Source organism: Streptomyces niveiscabiei, assembly GCF_033794345.1.
GTDB classification, from domain to species: Bacteria; Actinomycetota; Actinomycetes; order Streptomycetales; family Streptomycetaceae; genus Streptomyces; species Streptomyces niveiscabiei.
In genome coordinates, this window is the sequence record NZ_JARAYJ010000027.1 from 1 (window position 1) to 22,492 (window position 22,492).

23 protein-coding genes are annotated in these 22,492 nt (G+C 67.8%); 14 read left to right on the plus strand and 9 right to left on the minus strand.

Annotated features, from left to right (window positions below; translation table 11 throughout):
* Both PV682_RS30155 and PV682_RS30160 read right to left on the minus strand, forming a co-directional pair.
* A partial coding sequence (locus PV682_RS30155) for a helix-turn-helix domain-containing protein (protein WP_319735028.1) occupies positions 1-177 on the minus strand: 177 nt, incomplete at its 3' end.
* Positions 178-262: 85 nt separating this feature from the next.
* On the minus strand, positions 263-1,042 hold the full coding sequence (locus tag PV682_RS30160) for an aminoglycoside phosphotransferase family protein (RefSeq protein WP_319734945.1): 780 nt from the start codon (positions 1,040-1,042) through the stop codon (positions 263-265).
* Between the two features lie 465 nt (positions 1,043-1,507).
* Between PV682_RS30160 and PV682_RS30165 the strand changes: the two genes are divergently transcribed.
* From PV682_RS30165 to PV682_RS30175, 3 genes are all read left to right on the plus strand, one after another.
* A complete protein-coding gene (locus PV682_RS30165; protein ID WP_319734946.1) occupies positions 1,508-1,903 on the plus strand; it encodes a hypothetical protein in 396 nt (131 codons plus the stop codon).
* A 9-nt stretch (positions 1,904-1,912) separates the two neighbouring features.
* Positions 1,913-3,793, plus strand: coding sequence for an alpha/beta hydrolase (locus PV682_RS30170; RefSeq protein WP_319734947.1), 1,881 nt, complete (start codon positions 1,913-1,915; stop codon positions 3,791-3,793).
* A 113-nt stretch (positions 3,794-3,906) separates the two neighbouring features.
* Positions 3,907-4,395: a hypothetical protein gene (locus PV682_RS30175; RefSeq protein ID WP_319734948.1), complete on the plus strand. Its 489-nt coding sequence runs from the start codon at positions 3,907-3,909 to the stop codon at positions 4,393-4,395.
* A 127-nt stretch (positions 4,396-4,522) separates the two neighbouring features.
* Here PV682_RS30175 and PV682_RS44390 read toward each other — a convergent pair whose 3' ends face one another.
* The gene (locus tag PV682_RS44390; RefSeq protein ID WP_407705759.1) at positions 4,523-5,527 is read right to left on the minus strand and encodes a Scr1 family TA system antitoxin-like transcriptional regulator; all 1,005 of its coding nucleotides are present in this window, start codon (positions 5,525-5,527) and stop codon (positions 4,523-4,525) included.
* A gap of 200 nt (positions 5,528-5,727) precedes the next feature.
* Between PV682_RS44390 and PV682_RS30190 the strand changes: the two genes are divergently transcribed.
* Complete coding sequence (locus PV682_RS30190) at positions 5,728-6,159, plus strand: ATP-binding protein (RefSeq protein WP_319734949.1); 432 nt, start codon at positions 5,728-5,730, stop codon at positions 6,157-6,159.
* A gap of 431 nt (positions 6,160-6,590) precedes the next feature.
* On the plus strand, positions 6,591-6,794 hold the full coding sequence (locus PV682_RS30195; RefSeq protein ID WP_319734950.1) for a hypothetical protein: 204 nt from the start codon (positions 6,591-6,593) through the stop codon (positions 6,792-6,794).
* 8 nt (positions 6,795-6,802) lie between these two features.
* Here PV682_RS30195 and PV682_RS30200 read toward each other — a convergent pair whose 3' ends face one another.
* Both PV682_RS30200 and PV682_RS30205 read right to left on the minus strand, forming a co-directional pair.
* Positions 6,803-7,117 (minus strand): hypothetical protein, encoded by a 315-nt coding sequence (locus PV682_RS30200; protein ID WP_319734951.1) that lies wholly within the window; start codon positions 7,115-7,117, stop codon positions 6,803-6,805.
* Positions 7,118-7,238: 121 nt separating this feature from the next.
* A complete protein-coding gene (locus tag PV682_RS30205) occupies positions 7,239-9,584 on the minus strand; it encodes an immune inhibitor A domain-containing protein (RefSeq protein WP_319734952.1) in 2,346 nt (781 codons plus the stop codon).
* Positions 9,585-9,951: 367 nt separating this feature from the next.
* On the opposite strand from PV682_RS30205, the gene PV682_RS30210 reads away from it, so the two are divergent.
* Positions 9,952-10,203 (plus strand): hypothetical protein, encoded by a 252-nt coding sequence (locus PV682_RS30210; RefSeq protein ID WP_319734953.1) that lies wholly within the window; start codon positions 9,952-9,954, stop codon positions 10,201-10,203.
* A gap of 121 nt (positions 10,204-10,324) precedes the next feature.
* Here PV682_RS30210 and PV682_RS30215 read toward each other — a convergent pair whose 3' ends face one another.
* Both PV682_RS30215 and PV682_RS30220 read right to left on the minus strand, forming a co-directional pair.
* Entirely contained in the window at positions 10,325-10,996 is a 672-nt protein-coding gene (locus tag PV682_RS30215) for an RDD family protein (protein WP_319734954.1), read from the minus strand.
* 89 nt (positions 10,997-11,085) lie between these two features.
* Entirely contained in the window at positions 11,086-12,561 is a 1,476-nt protein-coding gene (locus PV682_RS30220) for an RDD family protein (RefSeq protein WP_319734955.1), read from the minus strand.
* Positions 12,562-12,788: 227 nt separating this feature from the next.
* Between PV682_RS30220 and PV682_RS30225 the strand changes: the two genes are divergently transcribed.
* A complete protein-coding gene (locus PV682_RS30225) occupies positions 12,789-13,265 on the plus strand; it encodes an SsgA family sporulation/cell division regulator (RefSeq protein WP_010356261.1) in 477 nt (158 codons plus the stop codon).
* An 83-nt stretch (positions 13,266-13,348) separates the two neighbouring features.
* On the opposite strand, the gene PV682_RS30230 is transcribed toward PV682_RS30225, so the two are convergent.
* Complete coding sequence (locus PV682_RS30230) at positions 13,349-14,725, minus strand: FAD-binding oxidoreductase (protein ID WP_319734956.1); 1,377 nt, start codon at positions 14,723-14,725, stop codon at positions 13,349-13,351.
* 96 nt (positions 14,726-14,821) lie between these two features.
* On the opposite strand from PV682_RS30230, the gene PV682_RS30235 reads away from it, so the two are divergent.
* Positions 14,822-16,279 (plus strand): tetratricopeptide repeat protein, encoded by a 1,458-nt coding sequence (locus PV682_RS30235; protein WP_319734957.1) that lies wholly within the window; start codon positions 14,822-14,824, stop codon positions 16,277-16,279.
* Between the two features lie 5 nt (positions 16,280-16,284).
* Here the strand turns inward: PV682_RS30235 and hppD are convergent, their stop codons facing one another.
* The gene (gene hppD, locus PV682_RS30240; RefSeq protein WP_319734958.1) at positions 16,285-17,430 is read right to left on the minus strand and encodes a 4-hydroxyphenylpyruvate dioxygenase; all 1,146 of its coding nucleotides are present in this window, start codon (positions 17,428-17,430) and stop codon (positions 16,285-16,287) included.
* 124 nt (positions 17,431-17,554) lie between these two features.
* On the opposite strand from hppD, the gene PV682_RS30245 reads away from it, so the two are divergent.
* From PV682_RS30245 to PV682_RS30270, 6 genes are all read left to right on the plus strand, one after another.
* The gene (locus PV682_RS30245) at positions 17,555-18,022 is read left to right on the plus strand and encodes an Lrp/AsnC family transcriptional regulator (protein WP_055722490.1); all 468 of its coding nucleotides are present in this window, start codon (positions 17,555-17,557) and stop codon (positions 18,020-18,022) included.
* Positions 18,023-18,038: 16 nt separating this feature from the next.
* Positions 18,039-18,686 carry an ABC transporter permease gene (locus tag PV682_RS30250; RefSeq protein WP_319734959.1) on the plus strand — a complete coding sequence of 216 codons (648 nt, stop codon included), beginning with the start codon at positions 18,039-18,041 and terminating at the stop codon, positions 18,684-18,686.
* Positions 18,679-19,911 carry a betaine/proline/choline family ABC transporter ATP-binding protein gene (locus tag PV682_RS30255; RefSeq protein ID WP_319734960.1) on the plus strand — a complete coding sequence of 411 codons (1,233 nt, stop codon included), beginning with the start codon at positions 18,679-18,681 and terminating at the stop codon, positions 19,909-19,911. Before PV682_RS30250 ends, PV682_RS30255 begins: the two co-directional genes overlap by 8 nt.
* Positions 19,908-20,786: an ABC transporter permease gene (locus PV682_RS30260; RefSeq protein WP_319734961.1), complete on the plus strand. Its 879-nt coding sequence runs from the start codon at positions 19,908-19,910 to the stop codon at positions 20,784-20,786. Before PV682_RS30255 ends, PV682_RS30260 begins: the two co-directional genes overlap by 4 nt.
* Positions 20,787-20,854: 68 nt before the next feature.
* Positions 20,855-21,736: a glycine betaine ABC transporter substrate-binding protein gene (locus tag PV682_RS30265; RefSeq protein ID WP_407705762.1), complete on the plus strand. Its 882-nt coding sequence runs from the start codon at positions 20,855-20,857 to the stop codon at positions 21,734-21,736.
* A 99-nt stretch (positions 21,737-21,835) separates the two neighbouring features.
* Positions 21,836-22,420 carry an ArsR/SmtB family transcription factor gene (locus PV682_RS30270; RefSeq protein ID WP_319734963.1) on the plus strand — a complete coding sequence of 195 codons (585 nt, stop codon included), beginning with the start codon at positions 21,836-21,838 and terminating at the stop codon, positions 22,418-22,420.
* Positions 22,421-22,492: the final 72 nt, after the last annotated feature.

Genomic DNA, 22,492 nt, shown 5'->3' on the forward strand with positions numbered 1-22,492 from the left:
CAGCGCGGTCAGGTAGAGGCCGCGTTTGCTGCCGAACGTCTTGTACAGGCTGTTGCGGTGTACGCCGAGGTGGCTGACGAGGTCGTCGACGGACACGCCCTCGTACGCGCGCCCGCCGAACAGGTCCACGGCGGCGCGCACCGCCTCGTCCTCGTCGAATGCTCTTGGCCTGCCCATGAGTTGGGGAGTAGGCGGTTGGGGAACGATCAGCCGAGAACGATCGTTCCTTAATCTCTAGGTCGCTTCGGAGCGCGGCGCCACATCAGACCTCCAGGAGGAGAAGGGTGTCGGCGAGGTGGCGGCGTACGTCCTTGATGTACGCGGGGTCGGCGGCCGGGTCGGCGATCCAGCGGACGGCCTGTTCCATAAACCACTCGACGGCCCACATGCGGTGCCAGCCCAGCGCCCAGCTCTCGGCAGTGAGGGCGTCGGGGGTGCCGCCTGCGGTGACGTACTGCTCCAGGAAGACGCGAAGGCGTACGGGGTCGGGGGTGCCGATGGTTCCGTGCCAGCTGGCGAGGTCGCGCAGGACGGGGCCGGTGAAGGCGCGGGCGGCGGCTCGGGCGATCTGGGCGAGCGTGTCCTCGACGTCGTCGGCGTCCTGCCATCGATCGGCCTTACGGAGCCGTTCGAGGTACTCCAGTGCCCGGGCCGGCAGCGTGCGCAGCCGTTCCTGGTCGAGGACGGGCAAGGGCGGAGCCGTACGGGTGCTGTGCAGGATCACGGCCGCGGCGGCGCCGTCGAGGTCGTCGGCCTCGCGGACGGAGGGTCCGACCATGAGCATGTCGAGCCAGCCGTCCAGGACGGCGGAGGCGTGGACCTGCGGGACGGGTACGCCGAGGGTGTGGGCCAGGCGGAGGGCCTGGTCCTCGCTGTCGAACGGCTTCTTGGCGTACTTGACGACGGTCGTGGTGCTGTCGGGGAAGGTGACGCGCTCAACGCCGGACATGGACCACACGCGTACCTCTTCCCGTACAGCGCTGGTACGGCCGATCGCGGCGAGCAGATTGTCGAGAAGCTCGACGCTGGGGTTCGCGGTCATGCGGAGGCTCCGGGGAGGTTGGGGTGAGCCGAGTGCGTCGGCCCACCCCGAGGCTCGGCGGACGCCCGCCTCGCAAGAAATACTCGATCGCCGGATCAATGGTGAACAGGTGCCCCATCCGATGCGTTGCGCCTGGCCGCAGTCGCCTGCTCAGGCTGCCGTGCAAGCAGTCGCACACAGCACCCGCACATGCACCGTCGAGTGTTCGGCAGTCGTCATCCGCAGACGATGCAACAGCCTCCAGCACCATGCCCGACAAGTCCCCCAAGGCATCGAAACCCCGGCTCCGCCTGAGTACGGATACTCAAGCCTTACGGCGCTCACGCGGATGAAACTGCCGTCTTGCAGCCAGTTATCGTCCAACCTGATCAGTGATGCATCCCGATACGCAGGAAGGGACCGAGTATGGCTTGGGACGAGTGGGAGCAGCTCAGAACCGCGGCAGCGGAAAGACAGTCCTCCCGGATGCAGCTGAACTCCTACCCTGCCGATCAAGGTTCCGTCGGCCCGAGCGGCGGCATGGCCGGCACCATGAGATCGGACAAGGCCACCTGGTCCAAGGCTGGTGGGGATGTTGGGGACTTGCGCGACAACGCGGATAAATCCCTCACCACACTGTCCGATGCACAAGTAGGACTGAGCGATCAACTGGGATGCCTGACGGCAGCAGCGCAGCAAGGTGTGTACGAATCCTGGGTACGCAGAGTGGAAGACATAAAGACTTTGTGCGATGGGCTTGCCGGGATCCTGAAAAAGGCAGGAAACGACCAATTGCGAACAGATCAAGCCATTCAGGCGGAAATCGAAAAACTGAACTCGGCAAAGGCAACCGACGCCGTCGACTCCGGCAAGGGGCGGTGACGTAGAGCAATGGACCTGAAAACACTCAAAGCTCTCAAGCCGACAGAGTACGCCACGGCCGCAGATGGCTACCGAACGATGAGCAGCATGGCAGATGCAGCCAGAGAGAGCATTGACAAGCAGATCATTCTGACGATGCGAAAAGCCAACGAGGGTGAGGCTGCGAATGCAGCACTGACACAGTTGCAAAAACTTTCCGATAATTTCCATTACACCCAGGTCGAGTGCGGTCTCGCTCATGGAGCACTCAGCGGCTTCTCGGCTGAGATAGCTGCACCATTGCGCCGCTTGAATGAAGCCCTGGAAGACGCCGCCTCCTTGGCATATTCCGTCGGAGCGGACGGCAGTGTCGCATACCCGGCAGGGGGAAAGAACGCACTGACCGGAGACCCGATTCCCGGCGGGACGATCACCGGAAACAACGGATTGTATTCCAGGGGGCTGGGTACGGACACATCAGGCCTCCTCAATCCGAATCCACACCATGCCAAAGCTCAGGACATCGCAGATCGAGTTGCTCACGCTTTGCGGGAAGCTACAGAGATCGATGATCGGTACGGCAAGGCGCTAGAAAAGCTAAAGGCGGCCCCAGGACTGACGGTCGACAACAAGACATGGGGGGATGCCGAGTCCGACGCATCTGCGATCCGGTCAGCTGCTGCCGAAAACCTGAAGGAAGCCATTCCCGCCGACAAAAGTCCAGCTGACCGTAAAGCTTGGTGGGACAGTCTGCAACCGGAGCAGAAAGAGGAGTACCTCGCAGTCTATCCCGACGTCATAGGAAATCTGGACGGCATTCCAGCATCCGTACGAGACGAAGCAAATCGGGAGAATATTCAGCTTCTCATAGGGAAGCTGTCGGAGCAGCATGACGACAAATCGCGAACCATGCTGGACGGACTCAAGTCGATCGACTATCAGCTACGGAATCAGGATCCAGACTTCCCTCCCATGTATCTACTGGGAATCGGAGATGAGGGTGGCGGTCGAGCAATCGTCAGTTACGGAAACCCTGACACTTCGAAGAATGTGTCAGCCTACGTTCCCGGGCTGGGTACCTCTGTTGATGCGGACTTCGCCAGGAACGACCTCAAGAGAGCACGCGACACTGCAAAAGATGCGCAGTTCTACGACCCTTCCACTGCTTCGATCGTCTGGCTGGGGTACGACGCGCCACAAATGCCGGCCTCAGATTTCACCAAAAACGCGGATGTGATGTCGACGGACGATGCGAAGGCGGGCGCCACGGCTTACAACAAATTCATGTCGGGTATCTCGGCTACCAACGAGAACAGTGATCCCCACATTACGGCCATCGGCCATTCTTACGGATCGCTGACTGTTGGCCAAGCCGCCCAGCAGCACGGTGGAATACCAGGAGCCGACGACATCATCCTTGTCGGCAGTCCGGGAACTGGAGCACACCACGCCACCGATCTCAACGTGGAGAAAGGACATGTCTTCGTGGGCGCGGCAGAAAATGACCCCGTGACCAAGCTTCCCAATCACAACGAAGCAGGTGGGCTCCTTACGGGTGCCGTAGGCGGCGGATCAGCGGGACTCGTTCTCGGCGGCGGCATGGCTGGACCTGTCGGTGCCGTCGTCGGAGGAGTCTCGGGTGCGGTGGTGGGCGGAATCGCCGGGTACGAGGCTCAGGACGCGCAGACCGACCCGGATGAGATCTGGTTTGGAACCGATCCGGCCAGCAAAGATTTTGGCGCTCAGCGTTTTCGAGTGGATGATGGACCGAGACCCTTCGTCGATGGCCAGGGACCGACACCCGCACATTCAAATTATTTCAATCCAGAGAAAGACATGGAGTCCGCCAAAAATATCGCCTTGATTGTTGCCGGACATTCTAACGAAATCCAGTTGGAGCAGCCTCGATGAGAAAAGTACGGAGCTGGATTCCGATTGCTGTAACGAGTGCAATTCTGCTCACCGGTTGCAGTAGTTCATCCGACGCCACAAAGGGAGGAACCGACGGAAACCGGAAGGAAGTCATGGACATTACTATGCAGCAAGCGGCGGACCGGGCCGACGAGATGTTGAACGCCACGCTGGGAGCTGTCAAACCGGCGGTTCAATGGACTCATAGCGGCACGTCACTGGGAAGCTGCGACGTCTCTCGCTCGCGCACGGTGATGACGGTGATTTCCGAGGAGCGTCGCGGAAACTTCCTCGGGGTCGTGCAACGGTTCTGGGAGAAGAGCGGGTATCAGATTAAGTCCGTGAACAAGAGCAAGACATTCCCCGCTATTTTCGCTCAGTCCCCTGACGGCTTCGGTATCTCCCTTGTCGTCGGTGGCGCCGGCCAGGTTGCCTTTGAGGTCGACTCCCCCTGCGTCAAACCGTCCAAGGTCGCCGATCCTAAAACTCCCGCCAATGGTCCCGACTACGACTATCCGGTTCCGCGCCCCAACGTCCGCTCCGATTTCTGGTCATCCACGACTCCGATCGCCTCCGCTTCGGCAACTCCGTCGACTGGCTGATGGTGCCGCAGGAGGTTCCACGTCCCCAACCTACTCTGCCCAGAGGATGTCAGATTTAAGTGCGGTAAGGAGGGTGGGGTGGGAGTAGAGAATGGCAGGGCCGCTCGGGGCCTTGCTGTCGCGGATCTCAAATGTGGTGTTGGTACGCGGCGAGTTCGACGCAGTTTTCGTGGCCGCCTGATTTCGAGGGCTTGTGCCATGTTGCAGCGATCATTGAAGCATCCGGTATGAAATTCTGCGACATTGCTATACACCCTTGCGGTAGGTCGCGAGATAGCGTTCGATCAGTTTGCGTGACCCCGGCGACCGGAGCGAGTCCTTCATCATCAGGCATCTGAACAGCCTGCTGTATACCTGGAATTGGCCAGGGTCCTCCAGGAATCTGCTGCCGGTGAAGCCTTCCAGATAGACGATGTCGGACTCCCAGCGCTGAGGAAAAGAGAGGATGACGAACGGCCGAAGGGGTGCCGTGCGATTCCGATCTCTCCGGGAGTACGTGGATGGTGATCGATTGTGCGTAGTCCCTGGACATGTCCAGCAGGTATTCGAGCTGATTAGCCATGACGAGGGGGCCGCCCATGGCATGGCGAAGTACCGACTCCGAGATGACACTCCAGAGGTCCAGAGGGCTCGCCCGGTCGAATACCTGCCGACGTTTGTCCCGGATATCGAGCCGTTCCTGGCGTTGCGCCTCCGTCAAGTCCGGAACGTGTTGATCGAAGACGGCCCGCGTGTAGCCGTGGGTCTGCAACAGGCCGGGAATCAGCGAGGTTTCCATGTTGTATTCCTCTGCGGCGTCCGATTCGTAGCCGATGTGGTCGGCGTGCGAGGCACTCACGAAAGAGCGGGCGTCGGTGTCCCAACCGCGTACGTTTCCCCGCCGGCGCAGGTCGGCGATATAGCCGCGCAGACTCTGGTCCTCGACCCGGTACCGGTCCAGCAGCAACCTCAGGTCGGCCTCGCCGATCCCCAGGCGGCCCGACTCGATGCGGCTCGACTTGGACTCCGGCCAGCCCAGTTCACCCGCGACGGCGTCCTGACTGCCATGGGCACCCTCCTCCCTCAGGCCGCGAAGGACGGACCCCATCCGGACGTGTCGTGCGGTCGGCTGTGAAATCCGGCGCGTTGCCACGTTTTCCCCCTCCCTGACGTGATCAGCCTTAGCAGAGTGCCCCAGTCCCCACACGCCATGCAAGCCAATCGCCACTCGAACGAAGGGAATTGGTTGCAGGGTTGCAAACGGTCAAATCCAAAGTGCAACTCGCGCTTGGGAAAACACCGTCGCCGGAATTACCGTCCTCCTCACCGAACTCTCCGAGGGGGATGCAGCCCGTGCCCGAGAATTTCGCCAGCTTCCACTACCCCACCACCAAACTCGCCGCCGCCCGCGCCCGCACGGACTGCCGTAAGTTCCTCCTTACCTGCGGCACCCCTGTGGACGACGACTTCGCCGGAGAACTCACGCTCGTCGTCGACGAGTTGATCACCAACGCCGTCACGCACGGCCGCGTACCCGGCACCACGGGGCGTCAGGTCCGGCTCACCATCTCCCGCGACGGCGACCTCTTCCGCGTCGAGGTGCGGGACACCCAGAGCGACAAGATGCCGGAGCTCAGGAAGGCCAGGGACGACGAGGACAGGGGGCGAGGGCTCGCCCTCGTGGACTCGCTGGCCAGCACCTGGGGTGTCGTCAGCGAGGTCATCGGCAAGACCGTATGGGCCGAGAAGACGCTCCCCGCGCAGAGGGCCGCCACCCTCCCCTAGAACCCTGCCGCGCGTACCCCCGTCGACGCGCCGCAGGCAGGGGCTCCCCGGCACCCCCTTCTCGCCGGGTTGAGCCTCCATCGGCGCCCCGGGTGGTCCGCCCCGCCCGGGGCGTCGGTGTCACCCCGTACCCCTCACCCCCACGTACACCGGAGCCGTACGCCATGAGACGCCTCGCCCGACGCCTGCTCGCCGCGCTGCTGTCATACCGGCGCCGCCGGCACACCCGTACCCGTCATACCCGTAGTACCCCCTACGTCCACGACCCGTACGTCTCCCCTTCCCCGTACCGGACCCCCGGCCACTCCGCTCCACAACCCCACCCATTTGAACGCAATCCCCCCACCATCCGTGAACCAGGACAACCGCACACCCCCGGCGCCCCACCCCACCCCCGGTGGAGCGCCCCCGGAACGACAGGGGACCCCACGGTGACGACACCCCCCGACCACCCCGATTGCCCCGAGAACCCCCCACACACCCGCGCGGCGAACCTCTACCGCGACTGGCTTCTCCACGCCGCGTCCTGCAAGGACACGTGCCGCATGCAGGGCGTGGACTGCGAGGAGGCCCGGCATCTGAGGGAGGAGTACCGGGCGGCGAGCGACGCCGTCAGGGCGTTCCCCGAGGGGTGAACCATCCCTCAACCACCCCTGGCCACCGTCCCCCGCATCAGCGCCCTGATCGGATGCCACAGCTCCATCGACCCGTAGGTCCGCCATATCAGCCCGTCGGGATGGTGGAGCACGGCCGTGATCTCGTCCGGCGTCGGGGGCGCGGTATTACCTCTCAGGTACACCGCGCGCAGACCGAGGTTGCGCAGCCGGGTCAGGGCGCGGGCCCGGTTCCCGGCGTGGACCAGGACCCGTACGACCGCGTCGGCGGCGGCCGGGCTGGGCAGGTTCACGGCCACCACGACGGTGCCTGAGGGCAGCTTCGAGAAGCCTCCTGTGGCCATGCGGTCATACCCCCGTGCGGGTCGGTGTCAATAAGCGGTCCACAGGAGGCACCTAAACACGATCGGCGGCAACCCGCCAGGGGGTTGCCGCCGATACGCTTCTGACCTGCGAAGATGCCGACTACTTCGTCGAGGGTCCGACCTTCACCGTGATCGTCCTGCCGCTCAGCGGCTCGCTGACGATCCGGATGGAGGTGTTGGTGTCAGTGACGCGGACACCCGCGAGCGGGGTCGACTCGTCGTAGTAGCTGGAGCGGCCGTCGTCGAAGAGCGGGACGCCCGGGCGGGCCTTGATCGTCGTCGGGACGCCCGCCTTGTGGAGGGTGATCCGGTCCGTCGGGTACCAGCTGAAGGTGGAGTCGAAGGACTGGATGCGGTTGCGCATCAGGGTGCCGTCGGACCACTTCAGCGGGGTGGGGTGGGAGTCCACCGGAAGGACCCGACCGGCGCCCGGGTGGGCGCTGGTGTTGTTGTCCGGCTGGGAGGTGTCCCACTTCCAGATGAGCAGACCGTTCTGGTACGGGTAGTGCTCGACCCACTTGTCCTTGGGGGCGGCGAACCCGAAGTTGTACGGGCCTACCTTCAGGGTCTTGTCGTACGACACGTACTGGCGGTTCTCGGCGATGTAGTACTGCGCGTAGTTGTCCGAGATGGACGCGCCGATCCGGGAGAAGCCGCTCGCGGTCCACGCGGCGTCCGCGCTCTCCGCGTCGTCCGCGAAGACCGTAGCTCCGTCGGCCTTGAGAGTGATCTGGTCCGCCGCGAAGCCCTTGAGGGCCACGCCGCCGTCGGACTGGTAGCGGAAGCGCAGCGAGATCTGCTTGCCGGCGTACGCGTCGAGCGGGAACGTCAGCTTCTGGTAGGCGTCGACCGACCCGGTGAGGGCCGGACGGCCGCTGCCGTCGCGCGGGATCGCGGTGCCGTCGGCGAGGGTGCCGTCGACCGGGGTGTACGTCGCGCCGCCGTCCGTGGAGACCTCGACGTACGCGTAGTCGAAGTCCTTCTCGATGTCCCACCAGGCGTCCAGGGACAGCGAGGCCGAGGACTTGCCGGTCAGGTCGACCGGGCGGGTCAGGGTGTTGCGCAGGTCGTCACCGCTGCCGCTCCACCACTGCGTCGCGCCCTGGGCGGGCGGCACGATCTCCGTCGTGACCTTCTTCTCCGGCAGTTGGACGACGACGGCCTGCGGGTTCTTCGTGTTGTACTCGGCAACTCCCAGCTTGTGCGTCGACTTGACGCCCGCCTTGGCCACCTCGTAGTCCAGCCAGCCCAGTTGGAGCTTGTCCCAGGCGGTCATGTCGCCGGGCATGTCGCCGATCTGGTTCTTGCCGGTGCCGAGCCAGGAGCCGGACGACATCAACGTCCAGAAGCCGGTGGAGTTCTCGCCCGAGTTCGTGGTGTCGTAGTGGTCGGGCAGGCCGAGGTCGTGGCCGTACTCGTGGGCGTAGACGCCGAGTCCGCCGTTCTCGGGCTGGATGGTGTAGTCGCCGACCCAGACGCCGGTGTCGCCGATCTGGGCGCCGCCGCGCTTGTTGTCCGCGGGACCGGTCGTGCCCTCGTCGGTGGCGAAGGCGTACGAGCGGTGCGCCCAGATCGCGTCGGTGCCCTGCGCGCCGCCGCCCGCGGACTCGTCCTCGCCGGCGTGCACGATCTGGAAGTGGTCGATGTAGCCGTCGGGTTCGTTGAAGTTCCCGTCGCCGTCGAAGTCGTAGCGGTCCCACTGGTCGTACTGGGCGAGCGTCGCCTTGATCGCCGCGTCGCTGACGCCCTTGGCCTTCTGGTCGGCGACCCACGCGTTGACGCCGTCCTGAACTGCGGCCCAGGCGCCCTGCGGTGCGAGGTTCGAGCCGTAACGGGCCTCGTTGTAGGGGACCTTGACCCAGTCCTGCACGGTGCCGTCGACCGAGTAGCGGCCCGAGGACTGCTTCTCGTAGTACTTCTTCACGGAGACTTCGCTGTCGCCGAAGTACAGGTTCTGGAAGTGCTCGCGGTCGTAATCGGCCTGCCAGGCGGTCGAGTTGTCGACCGCGGGGTCCGGCTGGGCTATCTGGTTGTGCAGCGGGCCGGGGGTGCCGCCGTAGCGGGGGTCGATCTGGTCGCCGAACTCGACGAGGATCGTGAAGATCTTGTCGGTCTTCTCGCGGCCCAGCTCGACGTACTTGCTGTCGCCCTTCTTGCCCTTCAGCTGGACGACCTTCGAGCCGTCGCGGTTCTTGACCGCCGTCTCGCCGGATATCACCTGCTTGAGGGCCTCTTCGCGCTGCGCCGCCTGCGTCTTGCTGAACGGGCCGTCGAAGTCGTGTTCGTGTGCCGCGGCCGGCTGCGGGTCGTGCCGGTCCACCGCCGGGGCCGCTGCGGGGCCGTTGTCGGCCTCCTGAGCCACGGCGGCCGTAGAGAACGTGGCCGACGCCGCCGCGAGCGCGACCGCGATGGCTGCCGTCCTGAACGTCCAGGATCTGCTGGTCACTTGTTGTCCTCCCTGCACGCAGCGCCCCGCACTCCGGGATGACCTAGGCATGACAGATGGACATGACAGATCCGCGTACGGGGGATGCGCGTGTATAGCCAAGTGCCGCCATTTGACTACTGCTTGGTAAGAAAAGACAGCCCTTGACTCGGACACAACATATGCATTATTGGACGTCGGCGTTCGCATTGCGGACACGTGATCGTCACATCGCGGGCGCGCACCCCGGCCCGAACACCTGTTGTCATGACTCCGTGCGCCCCCTGTGCTCCGGGCCCGTGCGTCAGGTCACGCTTACCGTTCGTTCCGCTCGGGCATGCACGCGATTAGAGTCGAGATCTCCCCCGCATCCGAGGACACGATTGCCATGCCTCGTCCGACTGTCGCACAGCTCACGTACGGTACTTGCACCGTCATTCTTTCGACGCTGGCCATGCTGCTGCTGTCAGAGACCAGTTCGGGTCCAGGTGTCGCGGTGATCGCCGTCGCGGCCCTCGCCCTCGGCCTGCTCGTCGCCATGACGGTCCCGGCCAGGTCGTCCCGCTCGGCGCGCGCCGCCTCCCCCGTGGTGGCCCGCTCCACGGCCGGCCACCCGGCGAAGGAGCCGGTGGCACCCTAGAACTCCCTTCACAGCAGCGCTCGTTGTACGGCGCTCACGCCGTACGGCACAGTAGAGGGCCCGAGTTGAGAGACTCGGGCCCTCTACTGTGCCGTGTGCGCGGCGAGTTGATGCCGGGGCGCTAGACGCTCACCACGACCGTCTTCGCCGCCTTGTCGTGCAGGCCCTGTTTGTAGGGCTTGTCGAAGTAGCTCCAGCCGCCCGAGATCGCCGTCCACACGCAGGCGCAGCAGAACGCGAACGGGATCCACAGGACGGCCGCCCGCGCGAGCGACGTCTGCATCGAGGGGTTCGTGCCATTGTCGAGGTTGGCGACCCGCATGCCGAGCCACTTCTTGCCCAGGGTCTGGCCGGTGCGGGCGGTCAGGACCGTGTCGTACGCCATGTAGAGGACGGCGGCGACCAGCGACTGCCAGAACGACTTGCCGAAGTTCACGTCGTCGCCGCTCATGTCGTACTCGTTGACGCGGAACGCCCATGTGAGCAGGGCGACGACCGCGCCGACGAGGATCATGTCGACGATCCTCGCGAGGGTGCGCTTGCCGCTGGGGGCCAGTGGGGGCATGCCCGCCAGGGGGTCGTTGCCGTGCGGGGCGCCGCCGTAGGGGTCGTTGCCGTAGGGAGGCCCCTGGTAGGGGGTACCTGAGGGGTACCCCGGGGGCTGCTGACTTCCGTACGGGCTCCCGTAGGGGTCGCCGCCCTGGGACTGGCCGTACGAGGGCGGCTGCTGCTTCCTGAACGGGTCTTCTTCCGGTGGCTGTCCGCCGGAGCCGGGGGGCGGTTCGGTGGTCATGGCCCGAGTGCACCGCGAAGTGCCCGGCTTCGCATCCGGCGGGAGGCCGTACGAGGGACCGAGTCAGGTAGTCCTGGAGCGGTACGGGGTCATCCCGCGACGAACGTATGCGCGGCCTTGTCGTGCCAGCACTGGCGCCACGGCTTGTCGAACACGCCCCAGACCACGCCCACGGCCCCGACGGCCAGCAGCCCCGGGACGCTGTAGACCAGCCAGCGGCGCAGCGCGGCGCCGAAGCTCGGGGGCTCGCCGCCCTCGATGTCCCGCACCTCCAGGCCGAACAGCTTCTTGCCGAGGGTGCGGCCCCACTTCGCGGTCGGCAGCGCCTCGTACACGACGCCGAAGAGCAGCAGGACGGCGAGGACGATGCCCAGGTACACGGAGGTCGTGCCGTCCAGGAGCCAGACGGTGACCGTGCGGCCGGACAGCTTCGCCTCGTCGATCTTCGCGTTCACGTGGTCTACGGCTCTAGTACCCAGGGGGAACGCCGCCGCGCCGGTGACGGCCGCGAGGACCAGGGTGTCGACCAGGCGGGCGGCGAAGCGCTTGCCGAGGCCGGCGGGGCGGGCCACCGCCTGCCGCCGGGCGGCGGCCTGGAAGACGTCCTCCACCGGGGGGCGCCACGGGGTGACGGGCTGGTTCTGGTCGTCGGCGGCGAGCCGGTGGACCTGCTGCGCCCAGGAGTGCGGGCCGCCCGCGGGGGCGGCGGGCGGGGAGTCGTCGGTGTCATGGGGGAAGGCCGGGGCGGGGACCGAGATGCCGGGGGTACGTCGGGGGGTGGGGGTACCGGGGATACCAGGGGTACCGGAGGACGCCGGGAAGGCAGGGGCCCCCTGGGCGCCGGGTACGCCGGACGTACGAGGGGTACTGGGGGCTCCCGGAGCTACGCCGCCGGGGCGGGACGTCGTCGTACCCCCCGTAGTACCCGCAGTACCTGTAGTACCCGCACCCGCGCTCACCCCCGCACCGGCACCCTGCGCCGCAGCGGCCCGCGCAGCCGCCGCCTTCCCCGCGCCGAACCCCGGCTTGGCGGCAGGGGCCGGCGCCGGAGCCGTACCCGGCGTAGTACCCCCGGAGGGACCCGCGCTCCCCCGCTGCTCCCCCGTGCGCGGGACCGGCGCACGGAAGGTGACCGTGCCGTGGTCGCCGCCGGAACCGGACTCATGAGCGGCGGGTGGCTCGGCGGACGTACCGGTACCTGAGGACCGCCCGGGGACCCTGGGGTCCCCGGGCACGCGGGGGTCGGCGGGCTGCGGGGAGCCCCAGGAGACGCGGCGGTCCTGGTCGCCGCCGAAGCCGGACTGGCGGGCGGCGTCGGCGGCCCACGCGGACGCGGGCTCGGGGTCCTCGTCGAAGAAGTGGGGGCCGGTCTCCTCGACGGCGGGCACCGGGCCGCCGGAGCCCGCCGGGGGTGTGAGCGGGCGGCCGTCCGACGGGGCCGGCCGGCTGGTGCCCGGTACCCAGGCGGCACCGTTCCAGTACCGGACGTACCCGGGGATGGACGGGTCCGGGTAGTAGCCCTCGCGGGGCCTGTCGTCGCCGGGGGCCGGAGTTGGGGCGCTCATGTCCGTCGTCCCGCTATCTGCTCGGAGGTGAGGTGGGGGCAACCACATCTATCAGACCCGGGCGCGGGCCAGTACCAGTCCGTCCGTACCGGTCCCGTTCCGGACCGGCTCGCACACCTCTTTCACCCGCTCCGAAAATTTTTCTCCGAACCCGCGTAATGCTCGGCCACCGAGCCGCTCTCTCCTCGCGCGGGCCCACTCCGGGCCGCACAGAGAGGAGTACGGACATGCACCCCACCGTGGTCGAGCGGGAGCTGGAACTCAAGCTGATCCTGTCGCCGGAGCGCAGCATCCCGGTGCCGGCTCGGCTGAGCTACCGCTCGGACGACCCCTTCGCGATCCACGTCACCTTCCACATCAACTCCAGCGTGCCGGTCAACTGGACGTTCGCCCGCGAACTCCTCGTCGAGGGCGTCTTCCGGCCCTGCGGCCACGGCGACGTCCGCGTCTGGCCGACGAAGGTCGACGGCCGCAGCGTCGTCCTGATGGCCCTCAGCTCCCCCGACGGCGACGCCCTCCTCGAAGCACCCGCCGCCCAGGTCTCCGCCTGGCTGGAGCGCACGCTCCGGGTGGTGCCCCCGGGCTCTGAGGGCGAGCGGCTCGGCCTCGACGACGGCCTCGCCGAGCTGCTCGCCGTCACCCCGGCCGACGACCTGTGGCTGCGCGACCCGTGGCCGTCGGACGAGTCGAAGGACGGCGAGTGAGGAGTACTACGACCTACGCCGTACTCCCTCGCCTCCCTCTGAAGGGGGACGGGGTTTCCCGTACGGAACTCAGGCGGTCGCCCTCAGAACAGCTTCCCCGGATTCAGGAGCCCCTGGGGGTCGAAGACCTCCTTGATCTTCCGCTGCATCTCCAGTCCCACGGGGCCCAGCTCGCGGGCCAGCCACTCCTTCTTGAGGACGCCGACGCCGTGTTCTCCCGTGATGGTCCCGCCGAGTTCGAGGCCGAGGGCCATGATCGCGTCGAAGGACTCGCGGGCCCGGCGGGACTCGTCGGGGTCGGTGGCGTCGAAGCAGACGGTGGGGTGGGTGTTGCCGTCGCCGGCGTGGGCGCAGACGCCGATGGTGAGCTTGTGCTCCTCGGCGATCCGCTCGACGCCTTCGAGCAGGTCGGCGAGGCGGGAGCGGGGCACGCAGACGTCGTCGATCATCGTGGTGCCCTTGACCGCCTCCAGCGCGTTGAGGGCCAGTCGGCGTGCCTGGAGGAGGAGTTCGGACTCGGCGGCGTCCTCGGCGGGGACGACCTGCGTGGCGCCGACGGCCTCGCAGAGCGCGCCCACGGCGGCGAGGTCGGCGGCCGGATCGGCGGTGTCGAAGGCGCACATCAGGAGCGCCTCGGTGGTCTCCGGGAGCCCCATGTGCGCGAGGTCGTTGACCGCCTTGACGGTCGTCCGGTCCATGAGTTCGAGGAGGGACGGCAGGTGGCCGCCCGCCATGATCGCGCAGACGGCGTCGCAGGCGGCGCGCGCGGAGGAGAACTCGGCGGCCAGGACGAGTTGCTGGGGCGGCTGCGGCTTCAGCGCGAGGGTGGCCCCGACGACGATTCCGAGCGACCCCTCCGACCCGACGAACAGCCGCGTCAGGTCGTACCCGGCTACCCCCTTGGCGGTACGCCGCCCGGTGGACAGCAGCCGCCCGTCCGCGAGGACCACGTCGAGGCCGATGACGTACTCCGCCGTCACCCCGTACTTCACGCAGCACAGCCCGCCGGAGGCCGTGCCGATGTTGCCGCCGATCGTGCACATCTCCCAGCTGGAGGGGTCCGGCGGGTAGTACAGGCCGTGCTCGTTGACCGCGCGGGAGAGCGTCGCGTTGATGACGCCCGGTTCGACCACCGCGATCCGGTCGACCGGGTTGATCTCCAGGATGCGGTCCATCTTCACGAGGGAGAGGACCACGCACCCCTCGGAGGCGTTGGCCCCGCCGGAGAGTCCGGTTCTGGCCCCCTGGGGTACTACGGGTACCCCCAGCTCGGTGGCGACCCGCATGACGTGCTGGACGTGTTCGACGGTCCGGGGCAGGACGACGACCGCGGGGGTGCCCGCCGGGCAGAAGCTGGCCATGTCGTTGGCGTAGGAGGCGGTGACGTCGGGGTCGGTGAGGAGCGCTTCGGCCGGGAGACCGTCGCGGAGTCGGGCGAGAAGACCTTCGGAACGGCTCATGATCACAGCGTCGCACCCGGGGCCATCGGTGTGAACCCCGCCGTACGAGCCACCGGGTGACGTGATGTGTTCGTCGTATGGACGCACAGTAAGCGCATGCACGGGACAACCCAGGGAAACAGCACAGAAAACGGCGCTGAACACACCGCACAGCCCCCGCGACTCCCCGCCCTCCGCCGCCGCCCCCGCCTCCTCACCCTCCTCGCCACCGCCCTCACGCTCACCGGCGGCGCCCTCCTCTTCCTCCCCGGCGAGTCCGCCCCCGTCCGCCGCGCCCCCGCCCCGGCGCCCGGCGCCCTGGCGCACGCGGCCGTCACCACCGGCACGGCGGCGGCCCTCCCGGACCTCACGGCGCTGATCGGCGAGCGCGAGGCGTTCGTACGGCGCCACCCGGGCGACGCCCCCGCGTGGGCCGTGCTCGGCGCGGCGTACGTCGAGCGGGGGCGTAGGACCGCGGAGGTAACCGTGTACTACCCCAAGGCCGAACACGCCCTGCGCGCCTCCCTGCACGCGTCCCGCACCCCCGACGCGCTCACCGGTCTCGCCGCCCTCGCGAGCGCCCGCCGGGACTTCCGGGGCGCCAGGGAGTGGGGCGAGGCGGCGGTGCGGGCGGCGCCGAAGCGCTGGACTGCGTACGGCCCGCTGATCGACGCGTACACCGGCCTCGGCGACTACCAGAAGGCCCGCGCCACCCTGGAGAAGCTCATGGAGCTGCACTCCGGCCCGGCCGTGCAGGCGAAGGCGTCGGCGGTGTACCGGGACCGGGGCTGGCGCGAGGACGCGGCGGCCGTGCTGTACGACGCGGCGGCGAAGGCGAACTCCCCCGCCGGACAGGCCGCGTTGCTGGAGCAGGCCGGGCAACTCTCCTGGGAGCGCGGCGACTTCCCGGACGCGCTGCGCCACTTCCAGGAGGCCGTCCGCCTCGACCCCGACCAGCGGGCGGCGCAGGCCGGCCAGGGCCGGGCACTGGCCGCGCTGGGCCGCACGGTGGAGGCGGTGGCCGCCTACAGGTCGGCGCTCGCCGGTCAGCCGCTGCCCGAGTACGCCCTGGAGCTGGGCGAGTTGTACGAGTCGCTGGGCTTGGCCGAACAGGCCCACGCCGAGTACGAGTTGATGCGCGCCCGGATCCGCCAGGACAGCGCGGCCGGGGTCGACAACGAGGTGCTGCTCGGCCGGTTCGAGGCCGATCACGGCGATCCGGAGGCGGCGGTGACGCGGCTGCGCGCCGAGTGGCGCCGCCAGCCGGGCATCGCGGTCGCCGACGCGCTCGGGTGGGCCCTGCACCGGGCCGGGCAGCACAGGAAGGCCCTCTGGTACGCGTCGGTCGCGACGGACGGCACGAAGGGCGGCGGGGTGCGCAGCGCGGCGTACGCGTTCCACCGGGGCGCGATCGAGCGGGAGTTGGGGAAGTACGGGCCCGCCCGCCGGCACCTCCAGGACGCCTTGCGGATCAACCCGGGGTTCTCGCCGCTGTGGGCGCCCCGGGCACGGGCCGCGTTGCGGGCGCTGGGTGAGCCGCCGGCCGTGCCCGTGCCCAAGTCCCGTAGGCGGTAGGCGGGTTACAGGTTTCCGCGCTTGGCCTGTTCGCGTTCGATGGCTTCGAAGAGGGCCTTGAAGTTGCCCTTGCCGAAGCCCATCGAGCCGTGGCGTTCGATGAGTTCGAAGAAGACGGTCGGGCGGTCCTGGACCGGCTTGGTGAAGATCTGGAGCAGGTAGCCGTCCTCGTCGCGGTCGGCGAGGATCTTCAGCTCGCGCAGGGTGTTGAGGGGGACGCGGGTGTCGCCGACCCACTCGCCGAGGGTGTCGTAGTAGGAGTCGGGGGTGTCCAGGAACTGGACTCCCGCCGCCCGCATGGCCGTCACCGTCGCGACGATGTCGTTGGTGTTGAGGGCGATGTGCTGGACGCCGGCCCCGCCGTAGAACTCCAGATACTCGTCGATCTGGGACTTCTTCTTCCCCAAGGCGGGTTCGTTGATGGGGAACTTGACCTTCAGGGTGCCGTCCGCGACGACCTTCGACATCAGGGCGCTGTACTCGGTGGCGATGTCGTCGCCGACGAACTCCTTCATGTTCGTGAAGCCCATGACCCGGTTGTAGAAGCCGACCCACTCGTTCATCCGGCCGAGTTCGACGTTCCCGACGCAGTGGTCGACCGCCTGGAACATGCGCTGCGCGGGCGCCTCGACGAGGGGCGTCGCCGCCGTAAAACCGGGGAGGTACGGGCCGTCGTAGTCCTGGCGTTGCACGAGGGTGTGGCGGGTCTCGCCGTAGGTGGCGATGGCGGCAAGGACGACGGTGCCGTGCTCGTCCTTCACCTCGTGGGGCTCGGCGAGGGAGCGGGCGCCGTGCTCGACGGCGTAGGCGTGGGCGCGGCGGGCGTCCGGGACCTCGATCGCGAGGTCGACCACGCCGTCGCCGTGCGCGGCGACGTGACCGGCCAGGAAGCGGCCCCAGTCCGTCGCGGGGCGGATGACCGAGGTGAGGACGAAGCGGGCGGAGCCGCTCTCCAGGACGTAGCTCGCGGTCTCGCGGCTACCGGTCTCCGGTCCGGAGTAGGCGACCAGGCGCATGCCGAAGGCGGTGGAGTAGTAGTGCGCCGCCTGCTTGGCGTTGCCGACGGCGAAGACGACCGCGTCCATTCCCTTGACCGGGAAGGGGTCGGCCTGCCGGGCGGTGTCGGGAGTGTGGTGTGTGGTCTGCGTCATACTTCAGGGTCACTCCGGGCTCGCAAGCTGCGCAACAGTTCCCGGTTCGGCTGGGCAATATGCTCGGTACTACAGCGTTAGTACCGCCTCTTCTGTACAGGATGACCATCGAGGAGACCGGCCCATGGGGATCGACCGGCTGGACGGACGGATCATCGTGCTGCTGGCGCGCGAGCCGCGGATCGGGGTGCTGGAGATGTCCCGGCGGCTCGGGGTGGCGCGCGGGACCGTGCAGGCGCGCCTCGACCGGCTTACGTCGAATGGAGTCATCCGCGGATTCGGTCCCGAGGTCGATCCGGCGGCGCTCGGCTACCCGGTGACGGCGTTCGCGACGCTCCAGATCCGCCAGGGCCAAGGGCCCGCGATCCGGGCGCACTTGAGCACCGTGCCGGAGGTCCTGGAACTGCACACCACGACCGGCAGCGGGGACATGCTGTGCCGGCTGGTCGCGCGGTCCAACGCGGATCTCCAGCGGGTGATCGACCTGGTTGTCGGTTTTGATGGCATCGTCCGGGCCTCCACCGCGATCGTGATGGAGAACCCGGTGCCGCTGCGGATCATCCCGCTGGTGGAGGAGGCGTCACGCGAATGAGCTGAGGTGAAGGTGTGTGAGCTTCTGGGAGTACCTCGACAACCGGCATCGGCAACTGCTCACCGACGCGTTGCAGCACGCCAGCGCGGTCTTCCAGTGCATGCTGCTCGCGACCGTCATCGGGGTCGCGATCGGGGTGCTCACCTACCGCAGCGAGTGGGCGGGGAACGTCGCCACCAGCGCGACGGCGACCATCCTGACGATCCCCTCGCTGGCCATGATCGGCCTGCTCGTCCCCGTCGTCGGACTGGGGGTACCCCCCACGGTCGTAGCTCTCACGTTGTACGGGCTGCTCCCCATCGTGCGTAACTCCATCGTCGGACTACGAGGGGTGGACCCCTCGCTGGTGGACGCCGCGAAGGGCATCGGGATGTCCCGTCCGGCGCGGCTGGTGAAGGTCGAACTGCCGCTCGCCTGGCCGCCGATCCTGACCGGGATCAGGGTCGCGACGCAGATGCTGATGGGCATCGCCGCGATCGCCGCGTACGCCTCGGGTCCGGGGCTCGGCAACGAGATCTTCCGGGGGATCGCCTCGCTCGGCAGCGAGAACGCGCTCAACCAGGTCCTCGCCGGCACGCTCGGGATCGTCGCCCTGGCGCTGCTGTTCGACGCCGCGTACGTCCTCATCGGGCGGCTCACGATTCCCAGGGGGATCCGTGTCTGAATCCTTGGGTGCCTCGATCGAGCTGGAGAACCTCTCCAAACGCTATCCGGGCAACCCCAACCCGTCCGTCGACAACGTGAACATGGAGATCAAGGCGGGCGAGACGGTCATCTTCGTCGGCCCCTCCGGGTGCGGGAAGTCGACGACGCTGAAGATGATCAACCGGCTGATCGAGCCGTCCGGCGGGCGGATCCGGATCGGCGGCGAGGACGTCACCGACATCGACCCGGTGAAGCTGCGCCGCAAGGTCGGGTACGCGATCCAGTCGTCCGGCCTCTTCCCGCACATGACGGTCGCTCAGAACATCGCGCTGGTACCGAAGATGGTGGGCTGGCCGAAGGGCCGGATCAAGGCGCGGGTCGAGGAGATGCTCGACCTCGTCGGGCTCGACCCGGGCGAGTTCCACGGGCGCTATCCACGGCAGTTGTCCGGCGGACAGCAGCAACGCGTGGGCGTGGCCCGGGCGTTGGCGGCCGATCCGCCGGTCCTGCTGATGGACGAGCCGTTCGGGGCCGTCGACCCCATCACCCGCGACCACCTTCAGGACGAACTCATCCGGCTCCAGCACGAGTTGCACAAGACGATCGTCTTCGTCACCCACGACTTCGACGAGGCGATCAAGCTCGGCGACCGGATCGCGGTGCTGCGCGAGCGGTCCCACATCGCGCAGTTCGACACGCCGGAGGCGATCCTCACCAACCCCGCCGACGACTTCGTGTCCGGATTCGTCGGCGCCGGGGCCGCGTTGAAGCGGCTCAACCTCACGCGCGTACGGGACGTGCCGATCACCGACTATCCGACGGTCACCGTCGACGATCCGCTCCAGGTCATCTTCAACAAGCTGCGCGACAGCGGGACCAACGAGATCCTCCTCCTCGACAAGCGCGGCCGGCCCTACAAGTGGCTGCGGCGCGGGGACTTGATGCGCGCGAAGGGTTCGCTGGCGCGCGCCGGGACGCTCGTCAACGACACCGTGACGCGGGACGCGACGCTGCGGGACGCGCTGGAGGCCGTCCTCACCGACAGCTCCGGGCGGACGGCCGTCACCGGGCGGCGCGGGGAGTACACCGGGGTCGTCGACATGGAGACGCTGATGAACTCCGTGCACGAACTCCTGGAGGCCGACCGGCTCGAAGCGATGGAGCACCAGCACGAGTTGGAGGAGACGCGGGCGGCGCAGACGCACGCGGAGCAGGAGGGCGACGGCGGGGAGGAGAAGGCGTGAGGACTCCAGAGGCGGGCTCCCCCGGGACCGAGGCCGGGGCCGGGACGGAGGTCGGGACGGGGGTCGGTTCCGACGCCGACGGCGGCGCCGACGCCGGTTCCGCGGAGTCGGCGCCCGGGACCTCCGGGACGGCTCAACCCCGTATCGGCTGGCCCAAGTTGACCGTCCTGCCCGGCTTCCTCGTCGCCCTCCTGCTCGGCACCTGGCTCTGGTTCCAGCAGGCCGACCTGGACCCGATCTCCGAGAACGCGCTCTCCGGCGGCCAGGTCTCCAAGGCGCTGTGGCAGCACGTCCAACTCACCGCGATCTCCACGTTCTTCGTCCTCATCATCGCCATCCCGCTCGGCATCCTGCTCACGCGCGGCGCGCTGCGCAGGGCCGCGCCGGTCGTCATGGCGATCGCCAACATCGGCCAAGCCACCCCGGCCATCGGCCTGTTGGCGCTCCTCGTCATCTGGCTCGGCATCGGGGAGAAGGCCGCGCTCATCGGGATCATCGCCTACGCCGTCCTGCCGGTCCTCTCCAACACGATCGCCGGGCTGCGCGCGAACGACCCGACACTCCTGGAGGCCGCGCGCGGCATCGGCATGTCCCCCCTCGGCGTCCTGTCCCGCGTCGAACTCCCCCTCGCCGTACCGCTGATCCTCGCGGGCGTCCGTACGGCGCTCGTCCTCAACGTCGGTACGGCGGCCCTCGCGACGTTCGGCGGGGGCGGCGGGCTCGGGGTGCTGATCACGACCGGGATCACCAACCAGCGTATGCCCGTACTGGTGTTGGGCTCGATCCTGACGGTGGCGCTCGCGCTGCTCGTGGACTGGCTGGCGTCCATCGCCGAACTCCTGTTGCGGCCAAGGGGATTGGAGGTGGGCCGGTGAGACGCGCGCTGGGTCTTCTGGTGTCGGCCGCGCTGCTGTCGTCCTGTGGGCTGACGTCCGGCTCCCCCATGGTCGACGACGTCGAACCCGGCACGATCGGGCGGGGCAAGCCCCTCGAAGGGGCCGACCTCACGGTGACGTCGAAGTCCTTCACCGAGAACCTCATCCTCGGCGCGATGATGGGCATCGCCTTCCAGGCCGCCGGCGCGCACGTCCTCGACCGGACCGGCATCCAGGGGTCCATCGGGGCGCGCGAGGCCGTCAAGAAGGGCGACGCGGACGGGATGTACGAATACACCGGGACCGCCTGGATCACCTACCTCGGCAACAGCAAGCCCATCACCGACCCGCAGGCCCAGTGGGAGGCCGTCCGCAGGGCCGACGCCCGCAACGGGCTCACCTGGCTGCCCCCGTCGCAGGTCAACAACACGTACGCGCTCGCCATGAACCGGGCCGCCTACGAGAAGTACGGCACGAAGACCCTCTCCCAGGTCGCCGCGCTCGCCAAGACCGACCCCAAGGCCGTCTCCCTGTGCGTCGAGAGCGAGTTCGCGAACCGGGCGGACGGGTTGCCGGGGATGCAGAAGGCGTACGGGATGAGTGTGCCGTCGTCCCGGATCACGCAGATGGACTCCGGGATCATCTACACGCAGACCGAGAAGGGGCACTGCACGTACGGCGAGGTGTACACGACCGACGGGCGGATCAAGGCGATGGACCTCGTCGTCATGGAGGACGATCGGCGCTTCTTCCCCAACTACAACGCGGCGCCCGAGATCAACTCCAAGGTGATGAAGAAGTGGCCTGCGATCGCCGGGGTGTTGGACCCGATCTCGGCTCGGCTGAACAACGCGGTGGCTCAGGAGCTGAACGCGAAGGTGGATGTCGACGGGGAGGATCCGCATCAGGTGGCGTTGGAGTGGATGAAGGAGCAGGGGTTCGTGAGGTGAAGTGAGGCGAGGGGGGCGGGAGTTACAAAGGGATCGATACAAAGAGCTCCTTGCAAAAAACCCTTGCAGAGGTTTCTTTGCAACGCTACCTTTGCATCCATGGCCGACCCCCAGCACCTCGAGGTGCGCAAGATCGACGCCCGCTCCCTCCGAGGGCTGGCACACCCTCTCCGTATGCAGCTCCTGGACGCCCTCCGCTTCGGCGGCCCGGCGACCGCGTCCCAACTCGCCGAGAAACTGGGCGAGTCCAGCGGCGCCACCAGCTACCACCTCCGCCAGCTCGCCGAGTACGGCTTCATCGAGGACGACCCCGGACAGGGCAAGGGACGCGAGCGCTGGTGGAAGGCCACCCACACCGGCCTGGAGTTCGACGACGAACTGCTCACCGACGCCGACCCGGCCGTACGCGGAGCCGCGGACCTCTACATGCACGAGGTCGCGACCAGCCACACCCGGGATCTGGCGACCTGGCTGGGCAACCGCGACTCATGGCCGGAGGAGTGGAACCTCGCCTGGGACATGAGCAGTACGACGCTGCGGCTCACCCCGGAGCAGACGCTCGAGTTCATCCAGGACGTCCACCGCGTGTACGAGGAGTACCGCAGCCGCGCCGTCCCCGAGGGCACCCCCGGGACCCAGCAGATCCGCGCCCACAGCCACGTCTTCCCCATCACCCCTACCTGAGAGGTACCCCTCATGTACCACCCCGACTTCCACCTCCCCCTCCACCACCGACGCACCGCCGAACTCCAGGCC

Excerpts from the sequence above, each read along its gene's own strand:
- PV682_RS30160 (WP_319734945.1), bottom strand. The coding sequence starts at position 1,042 with ATGACCGCGAACCCCAGCGTCGAGCTTCTCGACAATCTGCTCGCCGCG.
- PV682_RS30165 (WP_319734946.1), top strand. The coding sequence starts at position 1,508 with ATGCAGCTGAACTCCTACCCTGCCGATCAAGGTTCCGTCGGCCCGAGC.
- PV682_RS30170 (WP_319734947.1), top strand. The coding sequence starts at position 1,913 with ATGGACCTGAAAACACTCAAAGCTCTCAAGCCGACAGAGTACGCCACG.
- PV682_RS30175 (WP_319734948.1), top strand. The coding sequence starts at position 3,907 with ATGGACATTACTATGCAGCAAGCGGCGGACCGGGCCGACGAGATGTTG.
- PV682_RS30200 (WP_319734951.1), bottom strand. The coding sequence starts at position 7,117 with ATGGCCACAGGAGGCTTCTCGAAGCTGCCCTCAGGCACCGTCGTGGTG.
- PV682_RS30210 (WP_319734953.1), top strand. The coding sequence starts at position 9,952 with ATGCCTCGTCCGACTGTCGCACAGCTCACGTACGGTACTTGCACCGTC.
- PV682_RS30215 (WP_319734954.1), bottom strand. The coding sequence starts at position 10,996 with ATGACCACCGAACCGCCCCCCGGCTCCGGCGGACAGCCACCGGAAGAA.
- PV682_RS30220 (WP_319734955.1), bottom strand. The coding sequence starts at position 12,561 with ATGAGCGCCCCAACTCCGGCCCCCGGCGACGACAGGCCCCGCGAGGGC.
- PV682_RS30225 (WP_010356261.1), top strand. The coding sequence starts at position 12,789 with ATGCACCCCACCGTGGTCGAGCGGGAGCTGGAACTCAAGCTGATCCTG.
- PV682_RS30230 (WP_319734956.1), bottom strand. The coding sequence starts at position 14,725 with ATGAGCCGTTCCGAAGGTCTTCTCGCCCGACTCCGCGACGGTCTCCCG.
- PV682_RS30235 (WP_319734957.1), top strand. The coding sequence starts at position 14,822 with ATGCACGGGACAACCCAGGGAAACAGCACAGAAAACGGCGCTGAACAC.
- hppD (WP_319734958.1), bottom strand. The coding sequence starts at position 17,430 with ATGACGCAGACCACACACCACACTCCCGACACCGCCCGGCAGGCCGAC.
- PV682_RS30245 (WP_055722490.1), top strand. The coding sequence starts at position 17,555 with ATGGGGATCGACCGGCTGGACGGACGGATCATCGTGCTGCTGGCGCGC.
- PV682_RS30265 (WP_407705762.1), top strand. The coding sequence starts at position 20,855 with ATGGTCGACGACGTCGAACCCGGCACGATCGGGCGGGGCAAGCCCCTC.
- PV682_RS30270 (WP_319734963.1), top strand. The coding sequence starts at position 21,836 with ATGGCCGACCCCCAGCACCTCGAGGTGCGCAAGATCGACGCCCGCTCC.